This is a genomic window from Clostridium sp. HCS.1, from assembly GCF_047900555.1.
Taxonomy (GTDB): domain Bacteria; phylum Bacillota; class Clostridia; order Clostridiales; family Clostridiaceae; genus Clostridium.
On record NZ_CP170704.1, the window covers coordinates 1,259,009 to 1,271,213 of the forward strand.

Below are 12,205 nucleotides of genomic sequence, written 5' to 3' on the forward strand. Positions count from 1 at the left end.
TGAAAAAAATAATGTGTAAAATGTATACTTAATATAAAGTCAAAATAAAAATTATTAAAATGAGGAGGGTTTTATGAATAAGAAATTAACTAACGAAGTTGGTGCTCCTATTGGAGATAATCAAGATGTCCTTACAGCAGGTAAAAGAGGGCCAATGGTTATGCAAGATGTCTGGTTTCAAGAAAAACTTGCTCACTTTGATAGAGAAGTAATACCAGAAAGACGTATGCATGCCAAAGGAAGTGGTGCCTTTGGTACATTTACTGTAACACATGATGTTACTAAATATACTAAGGCAAAGATATTTTCTGAAATTGGAAAACAAACAGAAATGTTTATTCGTTTCTCTACAGTTGCAGGGGAACGTGGTGCTGCTGATGCAGAACGTGATTTAAGAGGTTTTGCAATGAAATTCTATACTGAAGAAGGAAATTGGGACTTAGTAGGTAATAATACTCCTGTATTCTTCTTTAGAGACCCTCTTAAATTCCCAGATTTAAACCATGCTATAAAGCGTGATCCAAAAACTAACATGAGATCTCCACAAAATAATTGGGACTTCTGGACACTATTACCTGAAGCACTTCATCAAGTAACAATTACAATGAGTGATAGGGGAATTCCAGCAACATATCGCCATATGCATGGCTTTGGAAGTCATACTTTTAGTTTAATTAATGATAAAAATGAAAGAGTTTGGGTTAAGTTCCATATGAGAACACAACAAGGAATAAAAAATTTAACAGATGAAGAAGCTGAGCAATTAATTGCAGTAGATAGAGAAAGTAGTCAAAGGGATTTATTTAATGCTATTGAAAGAGGAGATTTCCCAAGATGGACTATGTATTTCCAAATCATGACTGAGGAACAAGCTAAAAATCATAGAGATAATCCTTTTGATTTAACAAAGGTTTGGAGCCATAAAGAATATCCTTTAATTCCAGTTGGTGTAATAGAACTTAATAGAAATCCTGAAAATTATTTTGCAGATGTTGAACAGGTTGCCTTTAATCCAGCACATATTGTTCCTGGTATAGGTTTCTCACCTGATAAGATGCTACAAGGTAGATTATTCTCTTATGGAGATGCTCAACGTTATCGTTTAGGTGTAAATTTTAATTCTATTCCAGTAAATGCAGCTAAATGTCCAGTTTCAAGTTTTCATCGTGATGGACAAATGCGTGTTGATGGAAATTATGGAGCAACAAAGCATTATGAACCAAATAGTTATGGAGTATGGCAAGATGACAATTCTTATAATGAGCCATCTCTTGAAATTAGTGGATATATGGATCATTATAGTCAATACGATGATAAAAATGATGATTGTTTCTATCAACCAGGTGATTTATATAGATTAATGACAGAGGATAAAAGAGAACTATTAATTGGAAATACAGCAAGACATATGGGTGATATTACTGAAAACATAAAATACAGACATGCTGCCCATTGTTATCTTGCAGATAGAGAATATGGTGAAAGAATGGCTAAAGCATTAAATCTTAACTTAGACCATGTTATAGAGCTTTCACAAATGAGTCGTGAAGAAAGATTTAAAGCTACTATGCCTAAGCAGTAAAAAAAATAAAAATTCTTATCCATTAATGCACAAAAAGAGATAATTAATCTATTATGTAATATAAGGTTTAATTAATTGTTCTTTATTATACAAAATGGAGGAAATGTTATTATGAATTATAACAATACAAATACAAAAGATAATTTATGTGTAACAAATAATTGTGCAACTGTTACAAGCAAGAATCAAACTTTAACTGAGCAAATTCCAGTAACACCTGATGTTATTGCACCAGGTCCTGTAGTTGTTAAGCTTCCAGTAGTATTAGCAGAAGTAAATGTTACAATTCCTGTTGAAGCTGCTATAAAATTAGATAAGGAAGTTATAGAAATTAAGAGAATAAGAAAAAATGTATTTTTAACTCAATCTCGTATTATTCCATTTTCTCAAGATAGTGAATTTGGTACTGGAATATTATTTATAGAAGGATTTATTAGAAAGAATATTGAGTACGCAACAAAAACTTGTAGCACACCAAAAACTCCTAATATATGTGGATATATAAGACATTGTACAGTTGAAGTACCTTTTAGTTTTTCAACAAGAGTAACTTTTATTAGACAACCAATTTTCAGTGCAAATTTTGGACCAAGTGAATTAGAATTCTTTACAGATAAACGTAGAGGCTGCGATGCTTGTGCAGATCCAATAATAGGACGTAATACTTGTGATCAAAGCTTTTTCAATGTAGAAATATTTAATGAAAAGCCTTTTACAGAATTAGTAAGAGCAGATATTGCAGAAGTTGATATTCACACAAGACCATATTCAAATTGTGATGCTCCTATAGAACAAAACTTTACTGAGCTTACAGAAAAAGTGGTAGTTAATTTAACATTAAAAGTATTACAAAAACAACAAGTAAATGTTACAGCATTAGGAATCTAATAATTACGATATAATAGTTAAGTAAAATGTAATATTGAATATTTTCCTCAATAGCTTTTAATATAATGGCTATTGAGGACTTTTTATGTTTATACTTAATTTACTAATGTACTAAAAGGACAGAATTTGTATATTATACATTAAATAGAATGAATTAACTATGCTTAGATAAAAATGGAGGAAGCCCTAAAATGAATGATAATAAAATAATTATTAATGATTGTAAAACTGTGTCTAATTCTTGTTCATCAGTTAATTCTAAGGTACAACCATTAACTAAAGAAACTGATATAATACCTGATACTATTGAATGTGGGCCTTTAGTTGTAAAAATTCCAGTAGTTCTAGCAGAGGTAAAAGTTACACTTCCCATTGAAGCTACTATTACTTTAGATAAGGAAGTTTTAGAGATTAATAGAATAAGGAAAAATGTGTTTTTAACTCAATCCCGCATAATTCCATTTTCTGAAGATAATTGTAGAGATAATGGAATACTTTTTGTAGAAGGATTTATTAAGAAGAGTATTGAGTATGTACCTAAAACTTATAGTGCAGAAGGTACTCCAAATAATTGTGGATATATAAGATATTCAAATTTTAATGTACCATTCAATTTTACAACAAGAATTACTTTTATTAGAGAGCCTATTTTTATGGGAAATTCAATTCCTTGTGAAATAGAATTTTTTACAGATAAAATTAAATCTTGTGATGAATGTTCAGATACTATTGTTGGTAGTAATCCTTGTGATGAGAGTTCTGCTATAACAGAAGTTTTTAATGAAAAACCTTTTACTGAATTAGTTAGGGCAGATATTATTGAAGTGGACATTAATACAAATGCAATTTCTAACTGTACATCTCCTACAGAACAAACATTTACTAAAGTAACAGAAAAAATAGTTTTAAATTTAACTTTAAAAATATTACAAAAGCAACAAGTAAGAATAACAGCAGAATAATTATTAAATAATTGGGAATCTTTAATTTTATATATTATTTAATAATAAAGCAGACCTAAAACTTAAAAAAGAAGTTTTAAGTCTGCTTTATTATATCTCTTTATAAGATAAATAAAAAAAATTTATATCACTTATTAAAACTACTCTATATTTTATACTTACAATAATAAATATTGTTAAAAAAAATACAAAGAATTTGAAAAGAGTTATATTTATGTTAAAATAATGATGCTTTTTTAAGTGACTATAAATATTTAACTCTACATAAGTTAAATTATAAATGATAAATGGAATAGGAAGAACAATAGGAGTTATGCAAAAAATGAAAGAGAAATTAAATCTTAGAAAATATTCAGCAAAGGAATTTAGTGCTATGGTGGGATTACCCTATAGTTCTCTTAGATACTTTGAAAGAATTGATTTATTAAAGCCTAAAAAGGAAGCTAATAATTATAGAAGATTTACTCATTTTGATGCTTTTAAACTAAATAGATTTAAGCATTTTAGGTCCTTAGGTATTAGTGTAGAAGATTCTCTAGAACTAATTGAAAATAGTGATGTAGATTCAGTTATAGAAAAGCTTAATGAAAGAAAAAATGAAATAGAAAAAGAAATGGAAAAATTAAATGAGCAATTAGAAGGTATAAATAGTACTAGAAAAAATTTAGAAACAGTAAAATCAGGAAAGAATAAGTACCAAATCAAATATATTAAAGATAAAGTTTTTATACCTGCATCTAAAGGATTAGATTTTACTATTTCAGAGTATGATACTTTTTCAAAATTTGTAGATATGCTACCAATTTCAGAATATTGTAGTCGTATAAAAAATGAGTATATTTATAATATAGATAAGATTCAAAAAGATTATGGAATATCCCTAGATTTAGATGTAGCAAAAAGTAGAGGAATTGATTTAAATAATCAAGGAGAAATATTAAAAATGGGGAAATGCTTAGTTTACTATGCAAATAATCATAATAAAAATGATAAATTTATTGAATTTATAGAAGATGCTTTAAAATATATTGAAAAAAATAATATGAAAGCTGTGGGAGATATTTATTTTAATGGAGTAAAGCTTAAATATGAAGATGGAAGTAAAGGATTTATTATATATATACCTGTAGAATAAAATGTATTGACATTGCACTAAGTGCAACCTTTATACTCTGAGTTGGATTGATATAAATTTGACAAATTAGGGGGAATACTTAGTGAAAAAGAATGTAAAAAGATTATTAAGTAGCATGTTATCAATTATCATGTTACTAGGATTAGTATCCTGTAATTCAGGTAACAAGAAACTATCTTTTACACCTGGAGAGTATACAGCTGTAAGTGCTGGTAAAAATGGAGATGTAAAAATAAAGACAGTATTTGATGAAGAATCAATAGTTTCTGTTGAAGTTTTAGAAAGTAATGAAACAGAAGGTATTTCAAATGAAGCTATTGAACGTACTATAAAGTCAATTGTTGATGGACAAACTTTAGAAGTAGATGTAACATCAGGTGCAAGCTTAACTACTAATGCAATTGTTTCTGCAGTTGAAGATTGTGTAAAGCAAGCTAATGGAGATGTAGAAGCATTAAAGAATAATAAAAAAGAAGAGACAGCTTCTAAAAAAGAAGAAACTTATGATACAGATATAGTTATAGTTGGTGGTGGTGCTGCAGGTTTAACAGCTGCAATTAGTGCATCAGGTTTAGGTGCTAAGGTAATGGTAATAGAAAAAGGTGTAAGCCTTGCTGTTAGTAATGGAGCTAATGCAGGTGGGCCTATAGCTACTGGAACTAAGGTTCAAAAAGCAGAAGGGGAAGACCTTACAACAGAAGAATTATTTGAGCATATGTCTGAATTTGGTAATAGCACAGTTAACGATGCCTTACTTCGTAAGACTTTAGAAGTTACAGGAGAAACAATAGATATGTTAGCTGATTTAGGTTTAAGTGTATACTTAAGACAAGATGCTTATGGAGTAGGTTTTAGAGCAAGACATGGAATTAAAGAAAAGGGATTAGACAGAATGGGATTCCTAGCAGATAAAATAACTGCTAATGGTGGAACTATAATGCTTGAAACTACTGGAGAAGAAGTTATCTTAGATAAAGATGGAAACGCAGTAGGAATAAAGGCTACAAAGGCAGATGGAACAAAGGTTACAATTAATGCAGATGCTGTATTATTAGCTACTGGTGGATACTTAGGTGGTCAAGAAATAATTGAAAATAAATTTGGTAATATTACAATAAACCCACTTGGTAATACATTATCAACTGGTGACGGAATTAATATGACATTAGCAGCAGGTGGAGTAGAAGATAAAAACTGGGGTATAGTTGCAAATGAATTCTCAGCTTCAAACTCAAAGGCTGGAACTTGGTCTATGGATTGTAATCAAAACTTAAGATTTGGTATTTATGGTGGATTACTTGTTAACTCAGAAGGAAATAGATTCTTTAACGAAGAAATAATGGCTTCAGAACCATTAAGTGGTGCAGAAGCTACATTAAGATATGGAAAGTACTATGCTGTAATGGATGAAGCATACTATAATTCAGTTTGTGAACAAGGTATATTTAAGACTTTAGGTAGCCCTGAGTCTTGGGTTGCAGGTGTAAGAAACTTATCAGATGAAGCACCAACATCAAAAGCACATGTTAAAGTATTAACTGAAGCTAAATCTCAATTACAAGAAGCAATCGATGAAGGTTGGGCATATAAAGCAGATACAATAGAAGAATTAGCTGAAAAATTCGGTCTTGATAATTTAGTATCAACAGTTGAACAATATAATAAGTATTGTGAAGCAAAATATGATAGCGAATTCGTTAAGGATCCAGTTTTCTTAACACCAGTAAACAATGGACCATATTATGTATTTGAATATGAACCAAGTGCATGGTGTACTCTTGGAGGCGTAAAGGTTGATGATTCATTAAGAGCTTTAGATAAAAATAATGAACCTATTAATGGATTATATGTAGCTGGAGTAGATGCAGGCAGCTTATTTACTGCACCATACTATGATAATGAAGGATCAGCATTTGGGCTTTCTTTAGGATCAGGAACATTAGCTGGAAGAAATATGTATCAATATATAAATAATAAATAATATAAATAGTTAATAGCCTATAACTAAAAGATATATTAACATATGATAACTGTGTTAATATATCTTTTTTTATACTAATAATTTTTTAAAAAAAAGTATTATTTTGTATAAATTTAGGACATTTTATGTTAAAATAATGTAGATTCAAAAGATAAATAATAAAAAGGCGAGGTAGAAAAAAATATGAAATGCAAATTTTCAATATTTATCTTATTAACATTTATTTTAATAAATATTGGTACTCCTGCAAAAGCCTTTGCAGAATTGGTAAAAAAAGAAGAGTTTGCGAAATTATCCATTGATGAGGGGCTTTCTAATGAGTATGTAACAACAATATTTCAAGATAGCATAGGGTATATGTGGATAGGAACTATAGATGGGCTTAATAGATATGATGGGGAAAAAATAAAAATATATAATTGTAATATTAAAAGTGATGATTCTTTAAGTTCAACATATATAACGGATATAGAAGAAGATATATATGGAAACCTTTGGATAGGGACTGATAATGGATTAGATTTTTTAGTTAGAGATACAGATGAAATTATAAGGATGAAGGATGTTCCAAATGATAATTATAACTTAGGTGATGTAAAAGTTACTTCAATATTAAAAAGTAGTTATGATGAAAATATTATGCTAGTTGGAACTGAAAATGGATTAATAAAATTTGATATTAAAAAGAAAAAAATTGAAGCTTTATATAATGATAAAAATGATATAAATTCATTAACTAATTCATCTATAACTTTCTTAAAGGAAGGGAAAAATGGAGAGATATGGGTTGGTACTAATGCTGGAATCAATGTATTAGATAAAGATTTAAAAATGAATTATAATCATACAGAAATACTTAATGATAGGTTATATATATATAATATAGAAATTGATAAACTTGGTAATATGTGGGTATCAACAAAAGAAGGAATTCTCGTTTTTGATTTAAGAGAAAATGAGAATGTCTATGTATGGATGGTTAATAACCATGGAATAAAAAAGTATTCCACTAAAGAAAAGAAAGTAATAGAGGTGTATGATAATAAACAAGAAGATGAAATTTATAATAATAATTGCATCTTGTCCGATAGCGAAAATAATATATGGCTATCTAGTAGTAATGGTATATTAAGATATTCATCAGATAAAAAAGAGGCAGAAGTAATAAAAAAAGATAAGAATTTTATAAATTCTCTTAGTAGTAACAGTATAACATGTTTTTATGAGGATTTTAATGGAACTATATGGATTGGAACAGATAAGGGAATAAATATATTAAATAGCAATAATCAGTTTAATTCTTTTAATGAAGAAGTATATTTAAACAATAAAAATATAGTATCAATATTGCTAGAAGATAAATACTTATGGATAGCAACAAAATATAATGGAATATATATATATGATAATATAACTGGTAATTTAATAGATAGAATAGACAATAGCAATAATAATACAATAAATTTAAGTAACCAATATATAAAGAGTTTATTTAAACTAAATGATAATTGGATTGTAATTATAACTAATAAGGGATTAATTTCAATTAACACCAGTGAGCATTTATATAAATATCATCTTGTTGAAGACGGTTATTCTTCAGAATTATACTATTTATATAATGATGAAGAAAATATTTGGCTTGCATCCACATCTAGTTTTTATTCTTATAACATTATCACTGAAGAAAAAACATATTATAATGAAGCTTTAAATGAGTTTAATATAAATCCAGGACGTATAAAATATATATTACCAGATTATAAAGATGAAAATATTATTTGGCTTGGTGGAATTGACACAGGATTAGTTAAATATCATAAAGAAAAAGGAATTATAGAGCAATATATTGATGATTCTTTAAATAATAATTATATAAATTGTATGACTTTTGATAGTTTAGGGAATATATGGATAGGAACCAATGTAGGTCTTAGTAAGTTTGATTTAAATAATAATTTTACTTTATATACTACAGCGGATGGATTAACAAATAATTTTATAAATTCAATTTTAGTTGATGATAATGATAATCTTTGGATAAGTACAAATAAAGGTTTAAATAAGTTTGATATTGAAAAGGAAAGTTTTGTGAATTTTACTAGAATGGATGGTTTATATGGCTATCAATTTAATTCAAATTCTAGTTCAAAACTTAAAAATGGAATAATGATATTTGGAAGCACAAGTGGAGTAACCTATTTTCATCCAGATAATATAGTCTTATCTAATAAAAATAAAAATAAAGTTGTAATTGGAGACATATTAATTGGAATGAATAAAGTTATTTATGATGGAGAAGAGTTAGTTTTAGATTATAGTGATAAAGACTTATCCATTGACTACTTTGTACCAAACTATGAAAAGTTAAATAATATAACTTATGAATACATGCTTGAAGGAATTGATTCAGATTGGATATATGTAGATTCTAAAAGTACTTTGGATTTTAAATCCTTAAAGTCTGGGAAATATATTCTAAAGTTAAGAGCTAGAGATGCATATGGTGAATTAACAGAAGAGACGGCTATTAATATAAGAGTTAATAGTCCTATATGGAAAACACCTTTAGCTTATTTGACATACATAGTTATAGTTATAATTATTATTGCTTATATATTAAATTATGTAAACATATTACAAAAATTAGTAGCTCAAAAGACAAAGAAGATTAATAAGCAATTAGAAGAAAATAAGAGATTAAGTAAAGAAATAATAGATAAAGAAAAGTTAAAAAATGATTATTTCGTGAATTTATCCCATGAACTTAGAACCCCAATAAATGTTATATCAGCAACAGTACAATTAATAAACTCAATTAATAGGAACAAAGCTATAACATATGAGAAATCTAAGGAATATATGGATATTATTGGTAGGAATTGTGATAACTTATTAAAGATAATAAATGATATTATAGATAGTTCTAAAATAGAAACAGGGCATTATGAAATTAATAAGGATAATAATGATATAGTTTATATTGTTGAAGAAGCAGCACTTTCTATGAGTAAGTTTATAGAGGAAGAGGGTTTATCCTTAATTATTGATCCTGATATTGAAGAAAAAATTATTTCTTGTGATAGTACTGAAATAGAAAGAAGTGTAATTAATTTATTAGCTAATGCAGTTAAGTTTACTCCTAAGGGTGGAGAGGTGAGAGTATTTATTAAAGAAATTAATAATAATATTGAAATTACAATTGAAGATACAGGAATAGGAATTTCAAAAGAAGATCAAGATTTTATATTTAATAGATTTTCTCAAGTTAAAGGAACAGGAAGTTCAAAAGCAAGCAGTAGTGGTATTGGACTTACTCTTGTTAAGCATATAGCAGAACTTCATGGGGGTTTTGTTAAACTTGAAAGTGAAGTTAATAAAGGAAGTAGATTTACTATGGTACTTCCTGATATAGTAGAAGGTACTATTATGTAATAATTCAGCACGTATACCATCTGATAATGATTATGCTGGTGAATTACTTTTAACTAGTATAGAATTCAGATATTTAAGTTGCTAAGAAGAAAATTAAAATAAGGAGGCTATTGCTAAATAGCCTCTGATTATTGAGGGGATAAGATATGCAGATGGTGGGATAAATTCACCTTTATACTCTAAAAATAATGTGGATAATGTACCCATTTATCCAATTAAAAATCATGATTGTGATATTATAATTGTGGTTCATTTATCTTATAAAAATAAAATAGATAGAAAGGGTTTTGAGAATAGTAGGATAATAGAGATTTATCCATCTACTCCATTAGAAATATTAAATGGTATAGGAACTATTAATATAAGAAAGGATACTATTGAACATAATATTGAACTTGGATATAGAGATGCTATGGTAATAATTGCACCTATAATAGTAAACATTTTGAAAGGAAGAAACATAGAGGATTTAGTAGAAAAAAATGATGAGAATAATAAAAAATATAGGGATTGATTTTCTTAAAGGATATTCATTTACCTAATTAATAAATGCACACCCACTAATAAAAAAGTAATGGTGCGCATTTTAATTAAGTCTAAAAATTATTTACCACTAGCACCATAGTTTGATAGTACTCTTGCACTAGGATCATTTACGTTACATCCATCCCATTCTTTGTTTGGCATCCAAAAGTCTAATATCATTTCAGCTTGTTTAGGGTAGTATTTTTCAAATATTTCTCTGTATAATAAAGATTCCTTAGTGAATGGTTTAGCATGGTAATCATATTTATTACATAAGCTTTCAAAAGCTTCATCAGAATATTTTTCTTCTGCATATTCCTTTAAATAATCTACCATAGAGTGGCCTACAGCATCACTAAAGGCTGCTTTTTCTCTATATAATATATTTTCTGGAAGGAAGTCTCCTTCAAAGGAACGTCTTAAAAGGTATTTTCCCATTTCGTATTTATTTAATTTCTTTTCAGGATCAATTGACATAACATATTTTACAAAGTCCAAATCACCAAAAGGTACTCTTGCTTCTAAGGAATTTGAACTTATACAACGGTCAGCACGAAGTACATCATACATATAAAGTTCATTTATTCTTTTCTTGGATTCCTTTTGGAATTCCTCTGCATTTGGAGCAAAATCAGTATATTTATATCCAAATAACTCATCTGAAATCTCACCAGTTAAAAGAACTTTAACATTAGAGGTTTCATGTATCTTTTTACAAAGTAGATACATACCAATACTTGCTCTTATGGTTGTTATATCAAAAGTTCCAAGAACTTTAATAACTTCATCTAAGGAGTCAATAACCTCTTCTTTTGTCATATAAAATTCAGTATGATCACTACCTATATAATAAGCTACTTCTTTAGCATATTTTAAATCAATGGCATCTTCTGTCATACCTATACAAAAAGTTTTAATTGGTTTTTTAGGATGTAATTTTTGAGCAACTGCACATACTAATGAACTATCTAATCCACCACTTAATAAGAAACCTACTGGAGCATCAGCATCCATACGTTTCTCTATTCCCATTACTAATTTATCATGTATTTTTGTGAAGATAACTTCTAAGTCATCATTGCAGTAGTCACCATCTACTTCAGTAATATCACAGTAACAAGTAAATTTACCATCAGCATAATAATGTCCTGGTGGAAATGGCATAATCTTATCAGTTAGTCCAACTAAGTTTTTAGCTTCACTTGCAAATAATATTTTCTTGGATTTTGAATATCCATAAAATAATGGACGAATTCCAATTGGATCTCTGGCTGCAATGTAACTATCTTTTGCCCCATCATAGATAACAGTTGCAAACTCAGCATCTAATTTAGAAAACATATCTAATCCATATTCATAATACATTGGAAGTAGTATTTCACAATCACTTTCAGAATTAAAGTAATATCCCTTTTTAGTTAATTCTTTTTTGATTTCACGGAAACCATAAATTTCTCCATTACAGATAGCAGCATCTTTATTATTTGTAAATGGCTGCATGCCACTAGAACTTAAATCCATAATAGAAAGCCTTTGAAAACCAAAGATTCCAGAAGGTAAGATAAGTATTTTTGTCATATCTGGACCTCTAGATTCAGTTCTTTTTAAAGCTTCTTCAAATTTCTCCATTTCAATGTCTTTTCCTGAATAACACATAATTGTACACATATTAATAGCCCCCTTAATATAAAAATAGC

The 12,205-nt window shown here is 28.2% G+C and carries 8 protein-coding genes; 7 read left to right on the forward strand and 1 reads right to left on the reverse strand.

Annotated features, from left to right (window positions below):
* Positions 1–73 precede the first annotated feature (73 nt).
* From ACFYH6_RS05955 to ACFYH6_RS05985, 7 genes are all read left to right on the forward strand, one after another.
* Entirely contained in the window at positions 74–1,582 is a 1,509-nt protein-coding gene (locus ACFYH6_RS05955) for a catalase (RefSeq protein WP_416178872.1), read from the forward strand.
* Between the two features lie 111 nt (positions 1,583–1,693).
* Entirely contained in the window at positions 1,694–2,470 is a 777-nt protein-coding gene (locus ACFYH6_RS05960) for a CsxC family protein (RefSeq protein ID WP_316343627.1), read from the forward strand.
* Between the two features lie 191 nt (positions 2,471–2,661).
* Positions 2,662–3,432: a CsxC family protein gene (locus ACFYH6_RS05965; protein ID WP_416178871.1), complete on the forward strand. Its 771-nt coding sequence runs from the start codon at positions 2,662–2,664 to the stop codon at positions 3,430–3,432.
* 322 nt (positions 3,433–3,754) lie between these two features.
* Positions 3,755–4,567, forward strand: a complete 813-nt coding sequence (locus tag ACFYH6_RS05970) for a MerR family transcriptional regulator (RefSeq protein WP_416178870.1) — start codon at positions 3,755–3,757, stop codon at positions 4,565–4,567.
* Positions 4,568–4,649: 82 nt separating this feature from the next.
* Positions 4,650–6,548: an FAD-dependent oxidoreductase gene (locus tag ACFYH6_RS05975; protein WP_416178869.1), complete on the forward strand. Its 1,899-nt coding sequence runs from the start codon at positions 4,650–4,652 to the stop codon at positions 6,546–6,548.
* Positions 6,549–6,731: 183 nt separating this feature from the next.
* On the forward strand, positions 6,732–9,983 hold the full coding sequence (locus ACFYH6_RS05980) for a two-component regulator propeller domain-containing protein (protein ID WP_416178868.1): 3,252 nt from the start codon (positions 6,732–6,734) through the stop codon (positions 9,981–9,983).
* Positions 9,984–10,227: 244 nt separating this feature from the next.
* Positions 10,228–10,497, forward strand: a complete 270-nt coding sequence (locus ACFYH6_RS05985; protein WP_416246475.1) for a hypothetical protein — start codon at positions 10,228–10,230, stop codon at positions 10,495–10,497.
* Positions 10,498–10,586: 89 nt separating this feature from the next.
* On the opposite strand, the gene asnB is transcribed toward ACFYH6_RS05985, so the two are convergent.
* Positions 10,587–12,176 carry an asparagine synthase B gene (asnB, locus tag ACFYH6_RS05990; protein ID WP_416178866.1) on the reverse strand — a complete coding sequence of 530 codons (1,590 nt, stop codon included), beginning with the start codon at positions 12,174–12,176 and terminating at the stop codon, positions 10,587–10,589.
* Positions 12,177–12,205: the final 29 nt, after the last annotated feature.